A 24,706-nucleotide genomic window follows, 5' to 3' on the forward strand; every position below is an offset into this window, starting at 1 on the left:
TTATGCACCTTTCTGAAGGTTTTCGGTTAGGTTCTCGCCGAAAGCGCCCGCTACGACGGCCTCATCGGTGATTTGATCCCCTATAAGTTCTGCGGTGATCCGCCCGCTGTTCATGACGTAGACGCGGTCTGCCACGCCTATGACTTCCTCAAGATCACTGGAAACGAGCAGAATGCCGGCACCTTGGGAGCAGATGTCCCGCAGGACTGCATATATCTGCTGGCGTGCACCTACATCGACTCCTGATGTGGGTTCGGCGACGACGAGCAGGGAGCGTTTTTTGGTGAGCGCACGGGCCAGGACAACTTTCTGTTGGTTGCCTCCGGAGAGCAGCCCTACTGCCGCCTTCGGCTCATGCGGGCGTACCTCGAGCATTCGCATGAGTTCATCCGCCTGCTGCCGGAGCATTCCCCCGGAGAGGATTCCCCATCTGGAGTTGCCCCTGTGGTTCATTGCTTCGAGGAGGAGGTTGTCTTCGACCGACAGATCGAGTGCCAGGGACTCCGTCTTCCGGTCTTCGGACATGTAACCCACCCCGTGGCTGATGAGAGTGCGCGCCTTCGGGGCGGAGGTTTTGTAGTCGCCGACGCGGACGGAACCGGCGCTCATCTTTTCCACTCCTGAGAGGATCCGGACGACGTCACCCTTTCCGGCCCCTACCAGCCCGGCTATGGCAACGATTTCACCGCGCCGCACAGTGAGCGAGACGTCCTTGACTTTGCCGTTGGCGCTGGAGACGTTGTCCAGCTCCAGGATGTTGTCTCCGAGGGTCGCAGCATCCGCCTTAGGTGGATAAATGGCGCTGACTTCACGTCCCACCATCTCGTTTACGAGTTCCTGGTTGGATACGTCGCTGACAAGGTGATCGGAGATGTACTTGCCGTCGCGGAGGACGGTCACGCGGGTCCCGAGCCGGCGGATTTCCGCCATTCGGTGCGTTATGTAGAGGATCGCCCAGCCCTGGCCGGTGAGGCGTTCGACGATGCTGAACAGTCTTTCGGATTCGCCCTCGCCGAGCGCTGCGGTCGGTTCGTCCAGGACCAGGACGCCTGGTTCACCCATGACGGCTTTCATGATTTCGACGAGCTGCTGTTCAGAGCGGGGCAGGGCTCCCGCTTCTGTCGAGAGGGCGAACGTGCCGCCGATCAGGTCCCGGGTTTCTTTGGCCTTCGTGCGCATGAGTTTTGTGTGGATCAGCCCGTACTGTTCGGGCTGCCTGCCCAGGAACAAGTTGTCCTGGACCGAGAGGGTGGGAGCGAGGCTGAAATCCTGCATCACGACGTTGATTCCGGCTTTACGCGCGTTGGCCGGGGAGTGGTGGGCGACTTCTTCACCACGTATGTGAAGCCGCCCACTATCCGGCTGGTAAGTGCCGAGAATGGTTTTGACAAGGGTTGACTTTCCTGCCCCGTTTTCCCCCAGGAGCACGTGGACTTCACCGGGGTACAGGTCTAGCGACACGTCGCTTAAGGCAAGGGTGGAGCCAAAGCGCTTCGAAATGTGTTGAAGCGAGACGATAGGCGTCAAGGTCTTGGTCATGATTCTTTTCTCGGCTTATGGGTTAGGAGTTGGGCTTGGATTCGTAGACCGGGTTGAAGCTGTCGGGCCCGAACATGTCCTCGAAAACAACGTCCTCAACGTTTTCTGAGGAAATCACCTCCGGTTTCGGGCCCACCCGGGCGCCTCCCAGCTCCTGCCCCTCGAGGGCGCGGGCGGCCTGGGAGACGGCCATGCGGCCCTGGTAGGGGGTCCAGTCGGTGACAGCGGCTGTGGCTTCGCCGTCAACGATTGCCTGGTGGAGGTTGGGGATCAGTGTGTAGCCGTAGACACCGAGTTCGCCTGACTTGCCCGCGTTCCGCAGGGCGATGGCGCCGGCCTCGGCAGCAATGTCCACACCGAAGACGTCGGTGGCATCCGGATAGGCGCGCAGCGCATCCTCGATCAGCTGCAGCTGGATGTCCAGGCCATTGTCTCCGCGGCGGATGACCTCTGTTTTCAGGCTTGAACCTTTGATCGCTTCAGTGAATCCGTCTACGGCGTCGTTGGCGAAGGCAGCCCCGTCCGGTCCGGGGAATACCGCGACCTTGCGGGATTCGCCTCCGGCCTGGTCCACCATGTAGTTTCCGATGAGCTCGGCGGCTTCCTTGTAGCTGACCATGACCTGTGTGTACAGAGGGTCGCTGGTGACGCTTTCTCCGCAGGAGGTGCCGTTGATGAAGTCGACGACTACGATGTCCTGATCCAGGGCCCGTTGGATGGACGAGCAGTTGCCTTCGGCGCTGATGGCTCCGATGATGAGGGCGTCATAGCCTTGAACGATGCAGTCATTCGTCTGGTCGACCTGCGTGGAGAGGTTTCCGTAGCCGCCGGCTTCGAACATGTTGTATTGAATGCCGAGGCGCTCGGCTTCCACGACGTTGCCGTAGTTGGCGGAAACCCACAAGGCATCCTTTACGTGGGGAAACAGGGCACAGACTTTCCAGTCACCAACGACTGATGCTTTATCGATCGGTTCGTAAACGGCTTCGGTGATCGTGCCGTCCTCGGCGGTGTACTCGGCGTCAATGGACCAGTTCTCCGCGGAAACGGCGGCGGCACTCTGCGCAGGTTCGGCGCTCTGGCCCGCGGCACCACAGGCGCTTAGCGCCATCACAAAGGCGGATGCTGACAGGACTGCGGTGGTTTTCCGTGTGGCGTTCATAATCTTCCTAGTTAGTAGATGGCAGAAATGAGAGCAGGGTGGAGCAGTGGGTCCTGGGTCCGGAAGGGTCCGGACCCAGGATCCCGGGGGAGCCGGCGGCCTAGCGGACGGTGAGCAGTTCCGGCTTCGGGACCGAGAGTTCCGGCCCGCCGTAGGAGTTGAGGAATCCGTCCAGCAGAGTGCGTCCTTCCGACCAGTCAAAGGTGCGGTACGCGTTGCCTCGGACGACGAACGAGGCGCCGTTGTAGAACATCTCGTACTGCAGGTGGCGGGAGGCGAATTCGGAGCCGATCACGTCCCACGCCAGCTTGAACAGCTTCACCCGTTCATCGGGGGCGGCCACCGCTGATTTCTGGACGCGGCGGATGCGGTCTGCGGTGATGGGGTTTTCGTAGTCCTTGAGGCTGGAAGGCAGCATGATCACACCGCCGCCGGAGAGCTCGCGCAGAGTATGAATCACCTTGGGGTAGAGCTGCTGAGTTAAGACCTGCGAGGAATAGAGCAGTGCGGGGTCGGGCACGAAGTATTCGCCGTACTTGTATCCCTTGGTCTCCATGGCGTGGGTCAGGGCGTCGATCATACCGATCTCGGCGGCCAGCTGGCCCAGGGACTCCTTCACCTGCGGGAAGTGGGTCGTGCTGTTGATCTCGGTGATGCGGTGTGCGATGGCGGCCAGGAACTGCAGCTTTACCAGCAGCCGGATATTGCACTGGTAGTTCTGGTACACGTGAACGGGCGTTCCGTGGAACTGCTTCTGGAGCAGGCCAATGTTCTGGTTGACGAAGACCCGCTCCCACGGGACCTTCACATTGTCGAAGAAGATCACGCCGTCGGTTTCATCCAGCTGACTCGACAACGGATGGTCGAAGGTCGAACTCGCCGCGGCCTCGTACGAGCGCCGGGACAGATTCTGGATGCCGGGGGCGGACATTGGTATGGCGAAGGAGACGGCGTGGCGTTCGTCTCCTTCCTTGAGCGGCTGCACACCGCTGACGAAGATCTCATTGGCCATCACGCCTGAGGTCGCGAGCATCTTCGCGCCCCGAACCGTGATCCCCTCGGCGTCTTCGTCGACGACTGCAAGGGTCAGGTCGGCATCTTGTTCGTGGACGTCCTGAGTCTTGTTCGTCTGCGGATTGACGATGGTGTAGGTCAGGTAGAGATCGTGGTCCCGGGCGTATTCGTAGTAATCACGGACAGCGGCACCGTACTTGGGGTCGACTTCGTCGTAGACGTGGGCGGACATGTACATGGCCGCGATGCAGGACGCGACGTGGTCAGGCGAGCGGCCCAGGAATCCCAAGTGCGGTTCCTGCCATTTCATCAGGGCGCGGCGGCGGTCGGCGAGCTCCTCGTAGCTGCGGGGCAACTGCCAGGAACGGCTCACCCGGTTGCCCGTGCGGGGGCTCTCGTAAGTCAGAAGCGATTCGAATTCGGGGTTGGCCTGCATGTCATAGAGGCCTGCGGCGGAGCGAACTGCATTGCGGAAAGCTGCATGCTCGGTGACGTCCGCTACCCGCTCGCCGTCGATATAAACCTCTCGCCCATCCCGTAGGGAGGCGAGATGGTCAGTGCCGTTCTTGGTCACGATCTGTTCCTCTCAAAGGTTCTCTAATTCGAGAGGAAGTTGAACCCGGCCCGGGAGAGCTACGGTCTAGCCGGCCATGTTGCTCTGCTTTTTCAGGAGATAGTTCACTTCCCGCACAGCGGAATCCCCATCAACAACCAACACCGGAAAAACGGAGCGCAGCACATCGAACTGTTCACGATTCAAGGACCCGAAAAGCGTATCGTTCACCGGAACCTGGTACTCCGTCAGATCGATCAGCCGTTGCTCCGCCGCCTCGGTAAGAGTAAGCAGGACACGCCTGCGGTCATCCGGATCAGTCGCTTTGGCCACAAGCCCGGCCTTCTTAAGCTTGTTGACCTCCGACGTCACGAATGCGCCGCTGACATGCATGTAATCAGCGATGTCACCTATGGATGCCCTGGATCCTTTCTGCTCCAGCATGCGAATCGTGATGAGGATCGAGTACTGCGGTCCGGTCAGTCCCATCAGTGCCCCCAAGCCGTCCCTTACTGCCTCCAGCCGTGTGCCGAAGGCAAGGACGTCGTAGATGAACTGTCGGAACTGATGATCGTCGCCATCATCGAGCAATGCCGGATTCGTTGTAGTCGTTCCCATGTGGTGCGGTTCACTTCCTCATAGCGAACATATTTGCCTAAGTAAGTTCGCTATGTCAATAGTCGATTTTTATTTATCTTCGCATGGTCAAGGCTTGACAAGCCTGAGGCTTGGCTCTCACGATTAGCTAAGTAAGTATGGCAACTCAGTTAGCTAATGTATTCCGAAGGGGACCAGCATGAACCAGATTTTGGAGCCGCGAGAACTGCGGACCGCGTTCTCGCGATTCGCTACCGGCGTCACCGTCGTCACCTACGAGTTCGAAGGAGAGCCGCGCGGGGTGACGGTCAACTCCTTTACCTCGGTCTCGCTGGATCCGGCGCTGGCGCTGGTGTCGATCGGCAAACAGGCCGCCACAGCTGAGCGGATGGCTGCCGGTCCTTTCGCCATCAACGTTCTTTCCGAAGAGCAGCAGGCGCACGCGCTGCAGTTCAGCGGACGGCAGCAGGCCGGCCTCGACATCGAGTGGAACCGGGGGCCGGGTCTGGCCCCGTGGCTGGCCGGAACAGTGGCCGTTTACCAGTGCGCCGCCTGGCAGATCATCGACGCCGGCGACCACAATCTGCACATCGGGGAAGTGAAGTCAGTGCAGACCAGCAGCGAGCGGAATCCGCTGCTGTTCCTTGACGGGAGATTCCTCTCTGCCGGCCAGAACATGCTGGCGGCTGTCTAAAATCCGCAACGAAAGGAGAACACTCACGTGATACGCCACGTATTCCTATGGAAGGTCACCCCGGACGGAAATCCTGACTATGTTTTGAAGCGGCTCGACGAGCTGCCGCTCAAGATCCCCGGGTGCCTGTCATGGACCACAGGAAAGCACGAGGGGGAGGAGGGAATCTCGGGTGGTCTTTGGGACTACGCCCTGGTCGCCGACTACGCCACCATGGCCGACCTCGAAGCGTACTCGAACCACCCGTTCCACACCGAAGTCGTCGAGGAACTTCTGCCGTTCTTCGCCGAGCGGGCCGTCTGCGATTTCCACATCGACCTGGAGGGAGAAAACCAATGACGGAACTGGACACCGCACCGCTGCGCGAGCTCGAATCCGAATGGGGCACCGAGGATGAACACGGTGCCACGAACCGGATCACCCCCGAATCCCGGGCCGCGATCATGTCGCAGATGGATGGGCGCCGGGTCTACGACCTGAGCGTTGACTACTTCCTCGGAATGCCCAGCTTCCAGGCAGCGGGAGACCCCGCCTACCAGATCTGGATGAGCCACACGCCGCGCGGAACGATCGTCGATAACCTCAACGGCGTGGGAGAACGCATCAACCGCTCCTGTGGATACTCCGGGGACGTGATCCTCATGTACACCCACACCGGCACGCACATCGACTCGCTCAACCACTTCTCCTACGGCAACAAAACCTACAACGGCTTCGACGCCGATGAACACCTCGGAAGCCGCAACTGGCAAAAGGCCGGCAGCGAACAGATCCTGCCCATCATCGCCAGGGGCATACTCCTCGACGTCGCCGGATACAAGGGCGTTGACTGCCTGCCACCGTCATATGGGATCACCGCCCAGGACCTCCGGGACACCCTTGCACACCAGGGCACGACCATCGAAGAGGGAGATGTTGTCCTCATTCGTACCGGCCGGATGCAGTACTGGCCGGATGGGTCGCAGGTTTTCGGCAACAGTCCCGGGCTCACGGTTGAAGCAGCGGAGTGGATCACGACACACAATGTCGTGGCAGTCGGAGCCGACAATGAGGCCGTCGAGCACACACCCTCAACCGACGAGGACAACTGGCTGCCGGGCCACTGCCACTTCCTCATCGACAAGGGCGTTCCCCAGATGGAATGCCTCGACCTCGAAGCCCTGGCCGCCGACGCCGTCTACGAATTCGGATTCATCGGCGCACCCATCAGGCTCCGGGGCGCCACCGGTTCACCCCTGCGTCCGCTTGCCTTCCCGCTGAAGTCCGCCTAGACCCAGGGGGCCGCAGCGAAAAATGCTCGGCCCCCTGGCCCTCCATTCCGTTATCCAGCCCTGCTGCTGAGCACCACCGTGACATGAAAGGTTCAAGGTGTATTCCCCGCCTCCTGCCCTCCCGAGAGTCACCCATCCCGAGACGCTGCACAAAGCCCTCACCCCCGCCCAGTTCGGACGACTGAAGCTGCGGAACCGGTTCGTCATGGCGCCCCTGACCCGTCTTCGCTCGACCCCGGACGGAACACCTGGTGCTCTCCTCGCCGAGTACTACCGGCAGCGAGCCAGCTCCGGACTAATCATCACCGAAGGCACCTGGCCCTCCCCTGAATCCAAGGCACTGGACGGACAGCCCGGAATCGTGACAGAGCAACAGATCACCGGCTGGAAGCAGATTACCAAGGCCGTCCACGACGCCGGCGGACAAATGGTTCTGCAGATCATGCACGCAGGCCGGGTCTCCCACACCCGGATTACCCAAACCCCAAGAATCGTTGCTCCCAGCGCCATCGCCATGCCCGGGGACGTACACACCGCGACCGGGAAACTGCCGTACCCGGTTCCGCACGCCCTGACAACAGCCGAAATCACAAATGTCATCAACGAATTCGTCGCCGCTGCGCAAAACGCCATGCGCGCAGACTTCGACGGCGTAGAAATCCACGCCGCCAACGGATACCTTCTCCACCAGTTCCTCGCACCCAACACCAACCGGCGGGACGACGAGTACGGAAGCAACCCCGAGAATAAAGCCCGCCTGGCAATTCAGGTGACGAGAGCAGTGGCTGAATGCATAGGGGCCGACCGTGTCGGCGTCCGGCTGTCTCCCGGGAACAACATACATGGCATCGAAGAAGAGGACACCGAAGATCTGCGTCAGACCTATCAAACCATTGCCAAGGGCCTGGCCCCTCTCGGACTGGCCTATGTCAGCGTCGTCCACCCCGTTCCTGCATGCGACTTCATCCAAGGGCTGCGCAGGACCATAGCCGCACCGCTGATCGCAAATACCGGGCCCAACACCCAAACCACCCGACACGATGCGTACCGGATCCTGACTGAAGACTCAGCAGACGCAGTCGCCATCGGCCGAAGCATGATCGCCAACCCCGACCTCGTCGAACGCTGGACACGCGGCTACCCCGAAAACGAACCGGATGCAGCAACCTTCTACGGCTCATCATCACGTGGCTATACTGACTACCCCGCTCTGCGCTGACTGACAGGACGTGGTCGACCCCACCGGCACTGCTTTACTCAGCGCTGCAGACCACGCACCCCGAGTTATCGATCCGGGTCATACTCGGATGTTGTTTCGTATGGAGGCCAGGTGCTGCGCCATGGCCGCGGTGGCCTGGTCACGGTCCCTCTTCATTAGCGCTTCCACTATGGCCCGGTGTTCGAGACGGTATTCCTGACATGTGGAGTGGTTGAAGCTCTTCCTCTTCAGGTCGCCCCAGACAGGGTCATTTCTAGATGTATGGAGCAGGTCCATCATCGACAGGATGATGACGTTATGCGTTGCCGCTGCAAAGCTCCGGTGAAGTGCCATATCCCAAGATTCGAATTCGTGATAGTCGTCGTTGTTCTCGCCGCCTTCGAGGCAACGGAGCATTTCCCGGAAGTCTGACTCGTTCGCAGTCACCGCTGCCATGCCTGCGATCTCCGGCTCCAATAGGGCACGCGCGTTCATTAGCTCTACTGGACTCGCCGTACTCGAATCGGCTGCGCTGATGGACGTCGAGGTCAGAAAGGTCCCGCGGCCAACGTGGCGCGTGATTTGGCCCTCCGATTCCATGTGGGCCAATGCCTGGCGCACATCGTTTCGGCTGCACGCCAACTCTGTCGCCAGCGTCCGTTCCGCAGGGAGTCTGGAGCCGGCACTCATCTCGCCGGAATCAATGAGTGCGTTGAGGTGAGCCAGTACCTGGCCAGCTCCGCCCCCCAGCACAGCCATGGTCGTCTCCCCTCTCAGTTGGTCCTCTAGGACTGCTTGCTTAAAGACATTAGTGCCAATGTAACCACATTGCCTAACAATTTTGCGCCAAATGCCCGAATGGTCGAAATGGTTGAGGTTCGCCAAGCTAGGACCGCATATTGGGCTCACGACTAAGACCTGAGAAATATGGGATTGTGCTCTTGACTGTGAGCCAAATCTCAACTTGAATGTGAAAACCAATAGCTACCAAAGCTGACCCAAATAGCACCAATTGGTTATGAATGGTTCCTGCTGGCGTCGCCATCACAGGCTTGACTTACTCACACCTTGAGGAGTTCTAATGCGGAACAAAAGAAGGCTCACGAGCGGAGTCGCACTATCCGGGGCCATCTTGCTGGGTGCCACGGCGTGTGGAGGGGGCGGTGCTGGAACGAATGCGCCCCTGACCTTGGGCATGCTCATGGCCTTTAGCGGTCCTTCGGTCATGGAAGGCCAAGAAGCGGTCAACGGGTGCCTGCCCGCCGAGAAGCTCATCAACGAGGCGGGTGGCGTGCTCGGACGCGAAGTGGATTGCCAGGAGTTCGACACTCGCGGGGCTGCCAGTGACGCGGTCCCAGCGGCTCGGCAGATGATGAGCACAGCAGGCGACATCCTCAGCGTGGTCGGCCCGAGTACAGCAGAGTCGGCCGCAGTCGCTCCGATTCTCGACGAAGCCGCGCAGACTATGTTCTCAGTGGCCGGCGACCCGCAATTCGACAACAACGAACTTGAGCACTTCTACCGCCTGGTCAGTTCCGACAGGGCTGGGGCCCTGGCCATGGCCTACTACGCCCAGCAAGAAGGCTTCAAGAACATTGCGCTGGTCTTCCCTGCTGGTGCATCGGCCCAGGCCAACGTGCCGCCGCTGCTGGAGGCTGCCGAGTCGTTGGGGCTGAACATTGTCCAGAACATGACCATCACAGCCGAGCAGCCGTCCTACCGCACTGAGGTGGCACGCATGCTTGAATCGAATCCCGACGCCATTCTCTTCGAGACCGACGCGGTCACCGCCGGTACCTTCTTGGCGGACCTGAAGCAGGGGGGCGGCGCAGACATTCCGTTGGTCACCACCATCTGGGCTTACACGCGTGACTGGCAGGACGCGGCCATTTCGGCTTACGGATCGTCAGAAAGTCTCCAGGGCGTCCTTCGGATGGTCTCTCGCTACAGCGACGACGAAGGCGCGGGCGTCCAACTCTTCGACGAGACACTGTCTTCCATGGCGGACCAAGACGGAGTCGACTATGAGACCTTCGGTGACAGCGTCTACTCGCGGGCGCACTACGACGGCGCGATCATCGCCGCCCTGGCTGCTACCAAAGCGGGCTCCACCGAGTCGACTGTCTTCAACAAGATGGTCCGAGACATCGTCGCTCCCGGGGACGACAAGACGGTGGTGTCCAGCTATGCCGACGGCATCGCGGCGATCGAGGCCGGTAAAGAGATCCAATACGTCGGTGCGAACGGCGAGATCCTGCTGAACGAGTACAACAACGTGATCAATCCCTTCGCCGTCTACGACTGGAATGCCGCTTCTGACCGCTTCGACGTGGCCACGGTGTTCGACGCCGAAGACCTCGCCGAGATCAACACACCCGGAAACTGAGTCGACAGTACTAATCAACATGGAAACTGGTGAAGTCCGATGGAAATACTTGGCGCAGGCATAGGCTTCGGCCTGGTCATCGGTGCCGTCCTCGCGATCGCAGCCGTTGGCTTCTCGCTCCAATACAGTGTCACGAACGTCCTGAACCTCGCGTTTTCCGAAACGATGATCGTCTCCGGCTTCGTCGGATACTGGGTGAACAGCCAGGGCATGAATATCTGGGTCTCGGCGCTTGCAGCGATCGGCTGCGGTGTTGCCGTCTCGTTCCTGATGAATCGATTTGTTTACCAGCGATTTATCGACAAGGGATCTTCGCTCTTCGTCTTGGTGGTGGTCAGCCTCGCCCTGAGCATGATCCTCGCGAACCTGCTCCTGGTAATCGCCGGACCGCTCTCCTTTAGGTACGACGTGCCCGTCTCCACCGTCTTCAGCATCGGGGGCGCGGCCTTCACGAACGTCCACATGGTGGTCGTGGTCCTGGCGGCCCTGACCATGGTGGGCATCCACTACCTGCTCAAGCGGACCCGGCTTGGCAAGGCCATGCGGGCCGCGTCGGTTGACCCCACCCTCGCCCAGTCCTGCGGAATACCCACCAATCGGGTCGTGAACCTCGCCTGGGCGATCTCCGGTGCCTTGTGTGGGCTGGCCGGCGTGGTCTACCTCGTGAGCACCTCCACGTTCTCTGCCACCTCGGGTCGCAGCTTTGTGGTCCTCGTTATCGCGGCCGCCATCCTAGGCGGGATCGGCGATGCTTACGGCGCCATGCTTGGAGCACTTGTCATCGGCATCAGCACCGAACTCGGAGCGATCTGGTTCGACTCGACTTTCAAGCTCGCCATCGCCCTAGCGATCCTGATCCTAGTCCTCCTGGTGCGGCCGCAAGGTATCAGGGCCGAGTTTGCACGTGAAAGAGAAGTGAGCGCAGCATGAGCGCCGATATCCAGTACTACGTAGCCCTGATCGTTGTCTTTGCCTGTGTGGCCGCCATCTCCTGCTGGGGACTGGACGTCCACTTCGGACACACGGGGATCCTGAACTTCGCCTTCATCACGTCCCACGCGGTCGGCGCCTATACGGTCGCCCTGCTGACACTCGGGGCGCCCGAGGCCGAAGGCGGCATTCCAGGCCAGGCCTACTTCTGGGGGACCGAGATCCCGTTCCCATTCACGTACCTGATCGCCATCCTCGCAGGAATCTTGGTCTCTCTGCCTTTGGGACTCGTTGCCCTGCGGAGGCTCCGGTCGGATTATCAAGCGATCGCGTTGTTGGCGGTGGCCATGATCGCCTCTGTCATGGTCATCGCGGTTCCGGCCTTTCTGGGCGGGGGTCTGGGACTGCACTCTATTCCGGCGCCGTTGGAGGACCAGCTCGACCTCCCTCGAACCCAATACAGCTGGTTTTTCGCCGGCTTCTGCGTAGCAGTGGCTGCGTTCGCCTATCTTGTGGTGACTCAGATGACCCGCAGCCCACTGGGACGTACCCTTCGTGCTGTTCGCGACAACCCGGCTGCCGCCGACGCCCTCGGCGTCAACATCGTCAGCAACCGCATGGTGGCCTTCGCCATCGGCAACGGCTTGGGCGCCCTGAGCGGCGCGCTCCTGGTTTCATATTTGGGGACCTGGTCTCCCAACGATTGGTTGTACGGGGAGACGCTGATGCTCCTCGGCGCCGTGATCGTCGGCGGGGCCGGGAACAAGTTTGGCGTGCTGCTGGGAGCATTACTCATCCCGGTCGCGCTCACCGAGGGAGCTCGCTTCCTGCCGCCCATCGGCGCACCGGGAACGGTGGAAGCACTCCAGTTCGTCTTGGTCGGAATAGTCATCATCCTCTTCCTCTGGTTCCGACCCCAGGGGATCGTGCCTGAGCTAAGGAGGCGTTTCGACGATGCAGGTAAACCTGTCCCTGCCCTCAAGAGCTTTGCGCTCGACAGGGCAGAACGAACCACAAGGAGGTCCTGAGATGGAAGCGGTCCGACCCAAGACCGGACCGAACGTCGCGATCTCGCTGCGGGGGATCGGCCAGGACTTCGGTGAGGTTACTGTCCTCGACGACGTCAACCTCGATATCGCTCACGGTTCGGCTACTGCGCTGGTGGGCCCCAATGGCGCCGGGAAGTCCACCGCGATGAACGTTATGGCCGGCAGCCAGATCCCGACGCGTGGAACCGTCCTTCACGAGGGCAAGGACATCACCAAGGCCCGGCCCTACGTCCGTGCTCGTCGGGGGATCCTCCGCACATTCCAGCTTCCCTCCGACTTCGGAAGGATGACCGTGCTGGAGAACCTGCTGGTCGGGGCATCCCAGATCATCGGGCGCGAGCGTCTCTACGGGTTCTTGGACTGGCCCGGCTCGTGGTCAGCCAAGGAAGCCGAATCGGTGAAACGAGCCCGGGCTTTGTTGTCCGACTTCGGGCTTAGCGCCAAGGAAAGCGACTACGCTCAGGACCTCAGCGGCGGCCAACGGCGGATCGTAGAACTGCTGCGGGCCATGATGGCCGAGCCCCGGGTCCTGCTGCTCGATGAACCATTCGCCGGGCTCCACCCGAGCATCATCAGCACCGTCGGTGACTTCGTGCGGGACGTTCGTGAACAGGGCGTGACCGTCGTGATGATCGCCCACGAGCTCGACGCGGTGGAGGACATCTGCGATCACGTGGTGGTCATGGCCCGCGGAACGGTTCTCTTCGAGGGGTCCATGGCAGAGGCTCGCCGGGACCAGAAGGTGGTTGAGGCATATGTCGCAGGTTAAGGAAGCACCCGTCGTCCTGGACGTCCGGAACTTCAGTACCGGATATCGGGGGAACCCGGTGATCCGCGATGTCTCGCTCCAGTCCCGCGGCGGGCAGCTCACGTGCATCGTCGGTCCGAACGGCTGCGGCAAGAGCACACTGCTCAAGGGCCTGGCGGGGGTGTTGGCCCCAATGGGAGGGTCCATCTCGCTGCACGGTGAGGACGTCACCGGGAAAAAGACCCCTGAACTCGCCCTCTCCGGCGTGGGTTACGTGCCCCAGCTCAAGGACGTGTTTGGCCCGCTGACCGTACAGGAGAACCTCGAGCTCGGCGGGTACGCACTGTCCCGAAGCAAGACTAGCGAACGGATTGACGCGGTCGTTGAGATGTTCCCACGCCTAAAGGAGATGCTCACCCGCCACGCAGGGAACCTCAGCGGTGGGGAGCGCAAGATGTTGGCCGTAGCGCGGGTTCTCATGCTCGAGCCGAAGCTCCTGCTCCTGGACGAGCCGACGGCAGGCCTGACAGAGGAACTGGCGCACCGGATGCTGGAGGAGCAGCTCAGCGGTGTCATGCGGGCAGGGGTGGCCGTGGTCCTGGTGGAACAACGAGCCAACATCGCCCTGCACGCCAGCGACTACGCCTACCTCCTGACATCGGGTCAGGTCCGCAGGGAGGGCCCTTCGAGCGAACTGCTTGCCGATCCCACCTTCGCGGAGGTGTTCCTCGGTGGCGAGGGCGCCACCGGCATCAGAGCTACCAGTTGGTCCAAGCAGTAAGACACTTCACAGGTCCAGAGATAAGGAAGAAGCTCCATGAAGTACATCAACTACATCCACGAAGGCCGCACCGCGTGCGGAGTCGTCATTGGGGACACTGTTCACCGGGTGGATTGGAACATGCGGGACCTGATGGTCCTCTCAGCGGCAGGACAGGAACGGGAGGTTGGGTTGCAGCGGGGTCCGGGGATCGATCTGGGCGCCGTCACCACCCTGCCCCCCGTCCTGCCCGAATCGCGGATCATCTGTGCCGGCATCAATTACGTGGAACACCAGATCGAATCGGCCGACGTCTTCTCCGCGAACATCCCCGAGAACCCGATTCTCTTCATGAAGGACGAGGCGGCCATGTGCGGGCCGTACGACGTCCTCGAGCTGCCTGCAGACGTCTCCGAGGAGTTCGACTGGGAGGCCGAGATGGGCGTAGTGATCGGGGCCCCCGCACGCGGGGTGGACCGAGCCGAGGCCTGGGACGTCGTGGCCGGGTTCACGGTGGTCAACGACATCACCGCCCGGGATCTGCAGACCAAGCATCAGCAGTGGACCCTGGGGAAGAACGTCGAACGGTCCACTCCGATCGGCCCTTGGATCGTCAGCAGGGACGAGATCGGTAGCGAGCCGGACCTGGAGCTACAGCTCCGTGTAAATGGAGCGGTCAAGCAGTCTGCTCGGACCAAGGACATGATCTTCGACATCCCGACCCTGATCTCCGTGGTCTCGAATGTCATCCCATTGCGCCCAGGCGACATCTTGGTTACCGGAACGCCTGCCGGTGTGGGCTTCAAGCGGAATCCGGCCGAGTTCCTGCGGGACGGCGACGTCGTGGAGACCTCCATCGAGTCCGTCGGCACCCTGCGCAATCCAGTGCGCGTCACTCGCACGGCTCCACTGGTCGCCAGCAACACGCCAGCCTAGCGATCTGCCTTTCACGTCATCACCTACATACTAGTTCGGCGCCTACTCACCCGTCTCCGAAACGACGCCCGGGGAGCTCGTCGTCGTCGCGGGGCAATTCGGAATGGACCAGACAGGTGCCTTCCCGCGCACGAATTCAGCCCAGGATCAGGTCCGCGGATGTTTCGAGAAAGTGGGACACGCTCTGGCTGCAGCTGGCCTGGGATTCGAACACGTGATCAAGTTCCAGACTTTCTTGGTAGGCCGGGACACTCAAGAAGGTCCCCCTGCCAACATGTCGGATGAGAAGGCCTTCATCTTCCAGTTGTCCAAGAGCTCGTCGTACAGCACTCCGGGGCGCTGAAAATCGGGTGATGAGGTTTCGCTTGGTTGGCAATTTCCCTCCCGGGCTCAAGGCGCCGGCAGCGAGGCCCTCGAGGAGCATCGAAACGAAGCTTCTGCTTTAGGTCCAGCACCCCCGTCAGCGTATCGATAGCGACCAATTGTCACCAATGTATTCGTATACGAGACCGGTTGGTCCAAGGTATTGCACATTAATTCCGCAAGAGGCTATGCTCGTCTTGTAATATTGGTTCGATTGATACGGATTGGTTCGCGCATGAAATTGGTTACATTCTCAACTGGCTGCGGCGATACCCATGTGGGGATTGCCGACCCAGAGAGCGAGACACTTCGGGACCTCAGCTCACGTCTCCCCGACGGCCTGGGGCTCCTGGATGTGATCGAGTCATGGAACAAGTACGAGCCGCTGTTGAAAAGCACTCAGGATCTTCCCGAGTTGTCACTCGCGGACGTGAAAGTACGCGCTCCTATCCCGGTCCCGCGACGTGACATTTTTTGCGTTGGAAAAAACTACCGCGACCATGTCGTGGAATTTGGACGATCCGGATACGATATGCCAGACCGTTCAGAAGAAACACCTGAAGCCCCGGTTGTCTTCCACAAAGCCACGACCTCAGTAGCCGGACCCTACGATCACATCGAGCCTCATACCGCGGTTACCCAGGAACTGGATTACGAGGCTGAGCTAGGAGTCATCATTGGGCGGGGTGGGCGAGGAATCTCACGCGAGAACGCCTTCGACCACGTGTGGGGATACACCATCATTGATGACTTCACGGCGCGAGACCTCCAGCGCAAGCACAAGCAATGGCTCTTGGGCAAGTCTCTGGATACGCACTGCCCCATGGGCCCCTACGCTGTTACAAAGGATGAGGTTCCGGACCCCGGAGCGCTCCGTGTGCAGTCTTGGGTCAACGGCGAAGCCCGTCAGGACGGGCAAGTAAGCGATCTAATCTTCGATATCCCGGAACTAATTTCCACCATCTCCGCGGGAATCACCCTACTTCCCGGAGACATTATCGCCACGGGAACGCCTGCGGGCGTGGGTATTGGATTCGATCCACCACGTTTCGTCCAGCCCGGCGATGTCATCGAGATTTCCATCACCGGCCTGGGTACTCAGCGCAACGAGGTTCGCGCTGTTGTGCCTGCGTAATCCTCACAGTCAAGAAAATCATCGCTGAGCAGTCAGCAATGAACACGAGGAGCGAGTGCACATCATTCGTAAGTTGAAATTACAGAAGGAGCAACAGCATGGCTGTGAAGTACCTATCCGAGGTCGATGGGCTTTCAAAGTTCGGAGACTACTCACCGGTGGCAATTGCTGATGGCGTTGTCGCTATCGCAGGACAATTTGGACTTAACGAGACAGACCCCGCGGGGCAGGTTCGCGGTGCTTTCGCTAGCGTAGGCAAGGCACTCAACGCAGCGGGCCTGGGCTTCGACGACGTCATCAAGTTCACGACCTACGTTGTGGGCAGGGAGACCATCCCTCACTTCATGGAAGCCAGAAAGGAAGTATTCGCAGAAATCTACCCCGAAGGCAACTACCCGCCCAACACCCTTCTCATCGTCGCCGGACTCGTCCACGAGGAGTTCGTCGTTGAAATCGAAGCGATTGCCCAGAAATAACCCGCTGACGTCTTGACGTAACGCAGACCCATGAATTGCGGGGCCTGGTCTGATAGCCGACACCGCCACTACTTCCCCCAGGACGCATCGCGGAACTGCCAAAAGTGGGAACACCCCGAGGACTGATTTTGGTTCCAGTCGAGAGCAAACCAGGAACTGCACCGTCTGACGCATCCGCAAGATGAACCACGATCGGGACCCCATTCCGGTCGTGGTTCCTCCTGCTCACGGAGGCTGGTTCCGAACCTGAAATGGAAACAAACGGACCAGCCTGGTGAGCTTTAGGCCCGAAAGGCATGCGAATGCGGTTGTCTCCGTAATCGCCCCACCCGACGCTCATGCCGGTCGCGGAAGGCGGAAGTGTTTCCACTACGCCACAGGAAGCGAGTGAAGCGACGGTCAACCCTGTTGCGTAAGGAAAGGTAGACGATGAAGTTCGGAAAGCAGACCGCCCCCGTCGCGGATATCAACGAGGACGACCTAGAAGTCCACAAGCCCAAGACCGAGGCCGCCGGGGTCAAGGCGGTGATGGTGGCGTTGGAGCGTGCGGTGGCGCAGGCCGGAGTGACCCGCACCGCCCAGTCGCTGCTGCGGTTGAACCAGCGCGGTGGGTTCGACTGCCCGGGCTGCGCCTGGCCGGAATCGGACAAAAAGCGCAAGGCCGCCGAGTTCTGCGAGAACGGGGCCAAGGCCGTGGCCGAGGAGAACACCCTGCGGACCGTGGGCGCCGAGTTCTGGGCCAAGCACTCCATCAAGGAGCTGTCGGAGAAGACGGAGTACTGGCTGGGCAACCAGGGCCGGCTCAGCGAACCGGTGGTGATCCGGGAAGGTGATACCCATTACTCCCCAATCTCCTGGGCTGAGGCGTTCGAGCTGATCGGCGAACACGTCCGGGCATCTACCCCGGACCGCTGCGTTTTCTACACCTCCGGGCGGACCGCGAACGAGACCGCGTTCATGTACCAGCTCTACGCCCGGGCCATCGGCACCAACAACCTGCCGGACTGCTCCAACATGTGCCACGAATCCTCCGGATCGGCCCTGAACCCCACAATCGGCATCGGCAAGGGCACCGTGTCCCTGGACGACATCCACGATTCCGAACTAATCTTTGTCGTCGGCCAAAACCCCGGCACTAACCACCCCCGCATGCTGTCGGCGCTGAAGGAATGCAAGGACAAGGGCGGCAAGGTGGTGGCCGTGAACCCGCTGCCCGAGGCCGGGCTGTTCAACTTCAAGGACCCGCAGACCGTCTCCGGCGTCATCGGCGGCGGCACCCCGCTGGCCGATGAATACTTGCAGATCAAAGTCGGCGGGGACCTGGCCCTGTTCCAGGCGCTCGGCCACCTGCTCCTGGCCGAGGAAGAGCGGAACCCGGGCACCGTCGTCGACCATTCCTTCATCGCCGCCCAGACCGACGGGTTCGATGCTTACCGTGAAGCCCGCGCAGAGCTGGACTGGGCCGAAACGGAGAAGGCCACCGGGCTGTCCCGCGGACAGATCGAGACTGTTGCCGGCATGCTCATCCGCTCCAAGGCCACCATCTTCTGCTGGGCGCTGGGCGTGACACAGCAGCCGCACTCGGTGGACACCATCAAGGAAATGGTCAACGTCCTGCTCCTGCAGGGCAATTTCGGCAAGCCCGGCGCCGGCGCCTGCCCCGTCCGCGGGCACTCCAACGTCCAGGGCGACCGGACCATGGGCATATGGGAAAAGCCCAAGGAAGAGCTCCTGGAAGCCTTGGACAACGAGTTCAGAATCACCTCCCCCCGCCGCCACGGCTACGACGCTGTGGAGGCCATGGAGGCCTTCGAACGCGACGAGGTGGACGTCTTCGTGTCCATGGGCGGCAACTTCTCCCTGGCCTGCTCGGACACCGAGATGCTGGAGGCCGGGATGCAGCGGATCGGCCTGACCGTGCACATCTCCACCAAACCCAACCGCTCCCACATCGTCCACGGTTGCACCTCACTGATCCTGCCCACTCTCGGCCGGACGGACAAGGACGACAAACACCCCAAGGGCGCGCAGTTCCTCTCCGTGGAGGACTCCATGTCCGTGGTCCACTCCACCCAGGGCCGCCTCACTCCGGTCTCCGAGCACCTGCTGGCTGAGCCGGTCATCGTCGCCCGCATGGCTGAGGCAACATTCGGCCCCGAGCACCCGGTGGACTGGAAAGCCATGGCCGATGACTACGACGTCATCCGGGACCACATCGAACGTGTCCTGCCCGGCTTCGAGGACTTCAACACCCGGGTCCGGACCAAGAACGGGTTCGTGTTGCCCAACCCGCCACGGGACACCCGCTCGTTTGCCACGAACATCGGCCGCGGCCGCTTCACGGTCAGCCCGCTGGAGTACCTCACGCCGCCGGACGGGCACCTGGTGCTGCAGACCATCCGCAGCCACGACCAGTACAACACCACCTACTACGGCCTAGATGACCGCTACCGGGGCATTTCCGCCGGCCGACGCGTGATCCTGATCCACCCCGAAGACCTGGAAGAACTCGGCTTCAAAGACCGGGACCTCGTGGACGTCGTCAGCACCTTCCGCGGCCACGACCGAACAGCGGACAGGTTCCGCCTCGTGGCCTACCCCACCGCCAAGGGCTGCGCCGCCGCGTACTTCCCCGAAGCCAACGCTCTGGTCCACAAAGAAAACGTCGCCCGCGAATCCAACACCCCCGGCTTCAAAGCCATGTTCGTCCGCTTCCGACCCCACACCGCAGAAGCAACGGCTGGCGAGCTAGTCTCGCGCCAAAACGCGGCAGCCGACCACATCATGACTTAGAGGCTATGGAGGGACTGTCTCATTAAAGGTGTATCCGGCGGTTTCCTTTAGTAGTTTTCGGCGGCCGGGAAGCGGTCGCTGAAGGTGATGCGAAGGCGTTCAAAGCGGGCTTCCAACGCGTGGCCCATCGGATCCTGCCGGCACCGGTCGGATCGAGTGACCGGGTGACCAGATAGAGGCACTTTAGCGCGGCCTGCTCCGTGGGGAAATGACCGCGGGCCTTCACCGCGCGCCGGTACCTGGCATTGAGCGACTCAATCGCGTTGGTCGAACAGATCACGCGGCGGATTTCCACGTCATAGTCCAGGAACGGGATGAACTCCTCGCACGCGTTCGCCCACAGGCGGATGACCGCGCCGTACTTGCTGACTCAGTGCTCCGTGAAGTCCTCAAACGCCGCTCGACGAGGCCGAGGATGATGCCCACGGTGATCGGGTCGCCCAGAGCCGAGACAATGCCGTCCCAGCCGCGGACCGGTACGCCGGCGGAGAAGAACGCGAGATCTACGCCGAGCGGATCCTGGACGGCCCACTGCCCTGGACCGGGATGCGCGTTGTCTAACGCCTGATCGGCCTGGCCAGGCAGTACGGGACTTCTACGAGATCGTGGTCGAACGCCACCGCCGCAAGGCAACCATTCCCACTTCCACCAGGGAATCGGCCGAATGGCTGACGTTGACACGATGCTTACCGGATTCTGACTGAAGAATCAGCAGACGCAGTCGCCATCGGCCGAAGCATGATCGCCAACCCCGACCTCGTCGAACGCTGGACACACGGCTACCCCGAAAACGAACCGGATGAATCAACCTTCTACGGCCCATCGTCACGTGGCTATACCGACTACCCCGCTCTGCGCTGACGCCCGAACCCGACAGGACGTGGTCGAACCCACCGGCGCTCCTTGGCTCCGTGTCGTATGGAGGCCAGGTGCTGAGTCATGGCCGCGGCGGCCTGGCCACGGTCCCTCCTCATCAGCGCCTCCACGATGGCCTTATGTTCACCACGGTATTCCTGGCATGTGGAGGGGGTGAAGCTCTTCTTCTTGAGGACCCACAGACGGGGTCATTCCTTGACGTGTGGAGCAGGTCCATCATCGACAGGATGATGACATTGTGCGTGGCCACGGTGAAGCTTCGGTGTAGCGCGATATCCCAAGACTCGAACTCGTGATAGTCGTCGTTGTTCTCGCCACCCTCGAGGCATCGGAGCATTTCCCGAAAGTCCGACTCGTTTGCAGGTCGCACCGTCCGGGCATCCGCTGGGAGCCATGGCGTGTGAAGGCGGGCGGCACAGAAGCGAGTTCACACTGCACCTGGGCCGGACCCTGATCTGCGCGTTCTCGAGGGTCATCCCATTGCGTCCCGACGATTGGGTACTGGCTTCCCTCGGAAATGGCGCACCGGTCTCATATCTGTGGTCCTGATAGGAGAGGCGGGTGCGCTCAGGCCATTGCTGGTAGCCCGCAACCGACGGTTTCGCTGAACGCCTTGGCAATCTATCAGCAGGGCCGACGGGCTGCTAACATGCAGAGCATCCCTTTGTTCGCCATGGAGATGAGCCCTAGTGATAACACCGCAAATGCCTCAACGCTCAGCGCTTGTGCAACAAATCATTGCTATCCTCCAGAGCAACATAGCCTCCGGTGCATGGCCTGTAGGCAGCAGGGTGCCATTGGAAGCGGAACTGCTCACCCAGTACGGAGTCAGTCGGGTAACTCTCCGCCAAGCGATTCAATCGCTCGTTCATGTGGGGATGCTTGAGACGATCCAAGGCAGCGGCACCTTCGTCCGGGCGTCCAGTGAGCTCGACACCGTGCTGGCGCGATTCGTCGCCGGAGAGGAACTGGCATATGTATTGGAGGCTCGCCTAGCGATCGAAGCGCAGGCGTCAGAAATCGCGGCAACGCGCGCCACCAACAAGAACATCGAGCAGTTGGAGGCATTGCTTGAAAAATCTAGGGAAGCCGCCGAGGGCAACGATGGCGACGCTTTGGCCCCGCTGTCGGCGGCCTTTCACAGGTTAGTTGTCGATGCAGCGCGGAACCCGGTATTGTCCCGGCTCTACCACGGCATCGATGAAGGCATGGAACGTTCGGTGCGGGAAGTCTCGGCTCATCAGCCCCTGACCACGTTCGTCGACGAACACGCCCGTGTTGTCCAGGCCATCAAGAGCGGCGACGGCTCCACCGCAGCGGCGGCCGCAAGGGCTCATCTCGTGGGCGCGCTTCAAGGGTATGCCGCCGCTGCAGGAGACCATGGGTCCGCAGAGGTGAAGAACAAATGACGACGATCCACACTGTCACGCATCCAGAAGTTTTCTCATCTTCGAAAGCGCTTGTTCGAGTGCAAAACTCACTGCACACCAGCGATCTTCTGGCGCACGGGCATGATTTCGCCGAGATAGTCTTCGTACGTGACGGCAGGGCGCATCACAACACACAGGCTGGCTCACTCGATATTCGGTCGGGAAGTGTAGTTACGCTCGGACCGAATTCCTGGCATGCCTACCAAACTCACACACGGCTGAAGCTCTCTGTTCTGTACTTGTCCACCGCACTCCTTGACCACAGCACTCCACTCCATGCCGAGCAGGAAGCTCTCCGAGATGTCAAGGCGCCAGGACAGGTCACTGCCCGAAGGCTTACGGCGGGTGCTTTCACCGCGATGGCCTCCTTGGCCGACCGCTTTCGCGAGGTTCCGGGACAGACCGTGTTCGCGGAACTGGGCTTTTTCTACCAAGTCCTGGACTGTCTCGCGAGCACCCAGCCCTATGCACGGTTTTCGTCGACGGTTCCCTCACCTGGCGGTCACTCCAAAGGTGCGGGGGATGCATTCCACAGCGTCGTGCTGACCGAGGCAGTCGGCCTCTTACGAGACAGGCTGAACGAGGATTGGAATATTCATCGCCTGGCGGCCCAAGTCGCTCTCTCGCCTGGGCACTTGTCACGGCTCTTCAAGCAAGAGGTGGGTCATTCACCCATAGCTTTTCTCAACCAACTTCGTGCAGAGCAGATGGCCCGCATCCTGCGCTCTGAGACGGCGACGGTGGCATCGGCCGGACGGGCGGTTGGGTGGCCGGATCCCTCCTATGCGACGAGGCGATTCGCCTCCCATTGGGGCATTACTCCGACCGCGTACAGAAAGCGTGCGGCGCTTGTGACAGGCCAGGATAATCCCCGCAGAGCCTCCTGATGCGCGCGCCGTTACTGTACCGCGCCGTACTCTCGGCTCAAGCCGGTAGGACTGAAAGATCGTAAGGGCCTTTGGACGCCGCATCCGCGGCTCGACCTATCCGTCCTGCGTCGCCCAGGAAGTGACAATCCGGTGCCTGCTCGACCAGGTGGAAGTCATTCGGGACCTGTACGAGGGCGACCTGGCCAAAGGCTGGCGCGGCCGGCTGGAAAGAACACCTGCTCAGAGACACGGTCAGCCAAATGACCTACCAGAACGCCATGGACGGTTTTGAAGGCGACTTCGAGATGAACATGCAGCTTGGACTGGCCCTGATGGATCTGAAGGATTGTTCGAGTCTTTAATGACTCTTGCGTCCCGGCCTTCGTAGGCTGACAACAACACACCGAAGCCCCTATTCCGAGACAATAAAAATTGCAGGGTTGGTGTCAACAGGCTCACGACAACGGAGCTCCAGCGGTTTCTGCGGTGCGGACCCGTGCACCCGCGAGGCCCAGAGCGAGATACCAGTGGGTGCCCTCCGGTCTGACATTGCCCAAGCCGGTAAGTGGCGAGGACTGCGATCATGGCCTCAACATCCGAACTGTCGGGGCAGGCTTGCAGCAGGGCGTTCGTGGCGAAGGTGTGGCGGAAATCGTGCAGTCTCGGGGCCTTGCCGGCCGGGGCGGGCGGTCAAACTGAGGCCAGTGCGCGCGGTGACATCCACTCCGTGTTGCAAGACCCGGGCGCAAGCATAAGCTCGTCCAACCCAACAGACCCTGACAGAACAACAAGGCCGAGATCCTTCTCCAAATCGCGAACGGTCTGTCCTAGCTGCAAAAGGACTTGTGCATGGAGAGCGCCAGTCGGGAGAGGGAAGCGCCGGAGGCGTATGCAGACGCCGACAGATCAGTGGGCGTCCTTCGATCTTGGAAAAGGGTCTGGAATACACCAGCGGGGGGCCCGCACGATTGGAACGCGCTCGTATAGTGCCAGATGATGGCGGGATTGTCCTATCCGCCATGAGAAAGCAGTCCATAGGGTTATCAGCTAAGGGTTCCTAAATACGGAGTGTTCCTAATGCTTGACTTTATTTCATCGCGCAATTGGATCCGTCGCGTATCTTCTTCAACTTTCGCTGCCAGTCTCGTTGTGTTGCACGCCGCGTTCTCATCTGCAAGGTCGGAAGCGACAAGCTCCTCTGATCTCAGTGGTCTCAACGTTTTCTCATTGCGTCCAAGCGACATCTTGGTTACCGGGACGCCTGCCGGTGTGGGCTTCAAACGGAAGCCGGCCGGGTTCCTGCGGGACGGCGTGGTGGAGACCTCTACTGAGTCCATCGACAGCCTGCGCAATTCGACGCGGGTCACTCGACGGCTCCACTGGTCGCCAGCGGCACATCATCCTAACGAGACCCTCACGTCATCACCTACACATAAACCGAAATGGAGTTATCGCCATGTCCGTCACTTACCATCCGACAGTTCCCAAGCTAGCTAAGTTCGGCGCCTACTCACCCGTCTCCGAGGCGACGCCCGGGGAGCTCGTCGTCGTCGCGGGGCAATTTGGAACGGACCAGACAGGTGCCTTCCCGCGCACGAATTCAGCCCGGGATCAGGTCCGCGGCTGCTTCGAGAACGTGGGACACGCTCTGGCTGCAGCTGGTCTGGGATTCGAACACGTGATCAAGTTCCAGACTTTCTTGGTAGGCCGGGAAACCATCCCTCACTTCATGGACGTCCGCCGCGAAGTATTCGACGAGATCTACCCCGGGGGGATCTATCCTCCGAACACCCTGCTTGTGGTCAATGGGCTAGTCGAGGAGCGGTTCGTCGTAGAAATCGAGGCCCTTGCCGTCCGTCCAGCTGGGGAGTGACGCTGTGACGAGCACTTATTTCCAACAGGGCAGAGAAACGGCCATCAGTTACCC

General features: G+C 60.9%; 24 protein-coding genes and 3 pseudogenes. 18 read left to right on the plus strand and 9 right to left on the minus strand.

What is annotated here, in order from left to right; all coding sequences use genetic code 11:
• The 4 genes from AB0N75_RS10395 to AB0N75_RS10410 form a co-directional block, all read right to left on the minus strand.
• Window positions 1-1,539: a sugar ABC transporter ATP-binding protein gene (locus AB0N75_RS10395; RefSeq protein ID WP_364648967.1), complete on the minus strand. Its 1,539-nt coding sequence runs from the start codon at window positions 1,537-1,539 to the stop codon at window positions 1-3.
• Between the two features lie 22 nt (window positions 1,540-1,561).
• A complete protein-coding gene (torT, locus tag AB0N75_RS10400) occupies window positions 1,562-2,701 on the minus strand; it encodes a TMAO reductase system periplasmic protein TorT (protein WP_364648970.1) in 1,140 nt (379 codons plus the stop codon).
• A gap of 100 nt (window positions 2,702-2,801) precedes the next feature.
• Window positions 2,802-4,289, minus strand: coding sequence for a 4-hydroxyphenylacetate 3-hydroxylase N-terminal domain-containing protein (locus AB0N75_RS10405; protein WP_364648973.1), 1,488 nt, complete (start codon window positions 4,287-4,289; stop codon window positions 2,802-2,804).
• A 66-nt stretch (window positions 4,290-4,355) separates the two neighbouring features.
• The gene (locus AB0N75_RS10410; protein WP_364648976.1) at window positions 4,356-4,886 is read right to left on the minus strand and encodes a MarR family transcriptional regulator; all 531 of its coding nucleotides are present in this window, start codon (window positions 4,884-4,886) and stop codon (window positions 4,356-4,358) included.
• 178 nt (window positions 4,887-5,064) lie between these two features.
• On the opposite strand from AB0N75_RS10410, the gene AB0N75_RS10415 reads away from it, so the two are divergent.
• The 4 genes from AB0N75_RS10415 (at window position 5,065) to AB0N75_RS10430 (ending at window position 8,049) form a co-directional block, all read left to right on the plus strand.
• Window positions 5,065-5,559, plus strand: a complete 495-nt coding sequence (locus AB0N75_RS10415; RefSeq protein WP_364648979.1) for a flavin reductase family protein — start codon at window positions 5,065-5,067, stop codon at window positions 5,557-5,559.
• A 27-nt stretch (window positions 5,560-5,586) separates the two neighbouring features.
• On the plus strand, window positions 5,587-5,898 hold the full coding sequence (locus AB0N75_RS10420; RefSeq protein ID WP_364648981.1) for a Dabb family protein: 312 nt from the start codon (window positions 5,587-5,589) through the stop codon (window positions 5,896-5,898).
• Window positions 5,895-6,830: a cyclase family protein gene (locus tag AB0N75_RS10425; RefSeq protein WP_364648984.1), complete on the plus strand. Its 936-nt coding sequence runs from the start codon at window positions 5,895-5,897 to the stop codon at window positions 6,828-6,830. Before AB0N75_RS10420 ends, AB0N75_RS10425 begins: the two co-directional genes overlap by 4 nt.
• Before the next feature lie 145 nt (window positions 6,831-6,975).
• Entirely contained in the window at window positions 6,976-8,049 is a 1,074-nt protein-coding gene (locus tag AB0N75_RS10430; RefSeq protein ID WP_364649545.1) for an alkene reductase, read from the plus strand.
• A 78-nt stretch (window positions 8,050-8,127) separates the two neighbouring features.
• Here the strand turns inward: AB0N75_RS10430 and AB0N75_RS10435 are convergent, their stop codons facing one another.
• The gene (locus AB0N75_RS10435; protein WP_364648987.1) at window positions 8,128-8,787 is read right to left on the minus strand and encodes an FCD domain-containing protein; all 660 of its coding nucleotides are present in this window, start codon (window positions 8,785-8,787) and stop codon (window positions 8,128-8,130) included.
• A gap of 322 nt (window positions 8,788-9,109) precedes the next feature.
• Here AB0N75_RS10435 and AB0N75_RS10440 point away from each other — a divergent pair, with 322 nt between their 5' ends.
• The 7 genes and pseudogenes from AB0N75_RS10440 to AB0N75_RS10470 all read left to right on the plus strand — a co-directional run.
• Complete coding sequence (locus tag AB0N75_RS10440) at window positions 9,110-10,414, plus strand: ABC transporter substrate-binding protein (protein WP_364648990.1); 1,305 nt, start codon at window positions 9,110-9,112, stop codon at window positions 10,412-10,414.
• 39 nt (window positions 10,415-10,453) lie between these two features.
• On the plus strand, window positions 10,454-11,344 hold the full coding sequence (locus AB0N75_RS10445; protein ID WP_364648993.1) for a branched-chain amino acid ABC transporter permease: 891 nt from the start codon (window positions 10,454-10,456) through the stop codon (window positions 11,342-11,344).
• On the plus strand, window positions 11,341-12,372 hold the full coding sequence (locus tag AB0N75_RS10450; RefSeq protein WP_364648996.1) for a branched-chain amino acid ABC transporter permease: 1,032 nt from the start codon (window positions 11,341-11,343) through the stop codon (window positions 12,370-12,372). Before AB0N75_RS10445 ends, AB0N75_RS10450 begins: the two co-directional genes overlap by 4 nt.
• Before the next feature lies 1 nt (window position 12,373).
• Window positions 12,374-13,162 carry an ABC transporter ATP-binding protein gene (locus AB0N75_RS10455; RefSeq protein WP_364648999.1) on the plus strand — a complete coding sequence of 263 codons (789 nt, stop codon included), beginning with the start codon at window positions 12,374-12,376 and terminating at the stop codon, window positions 13,160-13,162.
• Window positions 13,149-13,922 (plus strand): ABC transporter ATP-binding protein, encoded by a 774-nt coding sequence (locus tag AB0N75_RS10460; protein ID WP_364649001.1) that lies wholly within the window; start codon window positions 13,149-13,151, stop codon window positions 13,920-13,922. Before AB0N75_RS10455 ends, AB0N75_RS10460 begins: the two co-directional genes overlap by 14 nt.
• A 36-nt stretch (window positions 13,923-13,958) precedes the next feature.
• Window positions 13,959-14,837: a fumarylacetoacetate hydrolase family protein gene (locus AB0N75_RS10465; protein ID WP_364649004.1), complete on the plus strand. Its 879-nt coding sequence runs from the start codon at window positions 13,959-13,961 to the stop codon at window positions 14,835-14,837.
• Between the two features lie 52 nt (window positions 14,838-14,889).
• Window positions 14,890-15,180 (plus strand): annotated as a pseudogene (locus tag AB0N75_RS10470) (Rid family hydrolase); the annotation flags it as partial.
• Here AB0N75_RS10470 and AB0N75_RS10475 read toward each other — a convergent pair.
• Window positions 15,106-15,261, minus strand: a pseudogene (locus AB0N75_RS10475) (GntR family transcriptional regulator); the annotation flags it as partial. The pseudogenes AB0N75_RS10470 and AB0N75_RS10475 overlap by 75 nt on opposite strands.
• Before the next feature lie 174 nt (window positions 15,262-15,435).
• Here AB0N75_RS10475 and AB0N75_RS10480 point away from each other — a divergent pair.
• From AB0N75_RS10480 to AB0N75_RS10490, 3 genes are all read left to right on the plus strand, one after another.
• Window positions 15,436-16,335 carry a fumarylacetoacetate hydrolase family protein gene (locus AB0N75_RS10480; RefSeq protein WP_364649007.1) on the plus strand — a complete coding sequence of 300 codons (900 nt, stop codon included), beginning with the start codon at window positions 15,436-15,438 and terminating at the stop codon, window positions 16,333-16,335.
• 98 nt (window positions 16,336-16,433) lie between these two features.
• Entirely contained in the window at window positions 16,434-16,811 is a 378-nt protein-coding gene (locus tag AB0N75_RS10485) for a RidA family protein (RefSeq protein ID WP_364649009.1), read from the plus strand.
• 429 nt (window positions 16,812-17,240) lie between these two features.
• Entirely contained in the window at window positions 17,241-19,604 is a 2,364-nt protein-coding gene (locus tag AB0N75_RS10490; protein WP_364649012.1) for an FdhF/YdeP family oxidoreductase, read from the plus strand.
• A gap of 47 nt (window positions 19,605-19,651) precedes the next feature.
• Here the strand turns inward: AB0N75_RS10490 and AB0N75_RS10495 are convergent.
• From AB0N75_RS10495 to AB0N75_RS10505, 3 genes and pseudogenes are all read right to left on the minus strand, one after another.
• Window positions 19,652-19,968, minus strand: a pseudogene (locus AB0N75_RS10495) (transposase); the annotation flags it as partial.
• A gap of 478 nt (window positions 19,969-20,446) precedes the next feature.
• Window positions 20,447-20,662 (minus strand): FCD domain-containing protein, encoded by a 216-nt coding sequence (locus AB0N75_RS10500; RefSeq protein WP_364649547.1) that lies wholly within the window; start codon window positions 20,660-20,662, stop codon window positions 20,447-20,449.
• Window positions 20,578-20,850 carry an FCD domain-containing protein gene (locus tag AB0N75_RS10505; RefSeq protein WP_364649015.1) on the minus strand — a complete coding sequence of 91 codons (273 nt, stop codon included), beginning with the start codon at window positions 20,848-20,850 and terminating at the stop codon, window positions 20,578-20,580. The genes AB0N75_RS10500 and AB0N75_RS10505 overlap by 85 nt, the downstream gene beginning before the upstream one ends.
• A 334-nt stretch (window positions 20,851-21,184) precedes the next feature.
• On the opposite strand from AB0N75_RS10505, the gene AB0N75_RS10510 reads away from it, so the two are divergent.
• From AB0N75_RS10510 to AB0N75_RS10525, 4 genes are all read left to right on the plus strand, one after another.
• Window positions 21,185-21,889 carry an FCD domain-containing protein gene (locus tag AB0N75_RS10510; protein WP_364649018.1) on the plus strand — a complete coding sequence of 235 codons (705 nt, stop codon included), beginning with the start codon at window positions 21,185-21,187 and terminating at the stop codon, window positions 21,887-21,889.
• Window positions 21,886-22,797, plus strand: coding sequence for an AraC family transcriptional regulator (locus tag AB0N75_RS10515; protein WP_364649021.1), 912 nt, complete (start codon window positions 21,886-21,888; stop codon window positions 22,795-22,797). The genes AB0N75_RS10510 and AB0N75_RS10515 overlap by 4 nt, the downstream gene beginning before the upstream one ends.
• Window positions 22,798-23,856: 1,059 nt before the next feature.
• Window positions 23,857-24,276, plus strand: a complete 420-nt coding sequence (locus AB0N75_RS10520; protein ID WP_364649024.1) for a fumarylacetoacetate hydrolase family protein — start codon at window positions 23,857-23,859, stop codon at window positions 24,274-24,276.
• The gene (locus AB0N75_RS10525) at window positions 24,236-24,652 is read left to right on the plus strand and encodes a RidA family protein (RefSeq protein WP_364649027.1); all 417 of its coding nucleotides are present in this window, start codon (window positions 24,236-24,238) and stop codon (window positions 24,650-24,652) included. Before AB0N75_RS10520 ends, AB0N75_RS10525 begins: the two co-directional genes overlap by 41 nt.
• Window positions 24,653-24,706 lie beyond the last annotated feature (54 nt).

The sequence above is a fragment of the Arthrobacter sp. NPDC089319 genome (assembly GCF_040684925.1).
Lineage (GTDB): Bacteria > Actinomycetota > Actinomycetes > Actinomycetales > Micrococcaceae > Crystallibacter.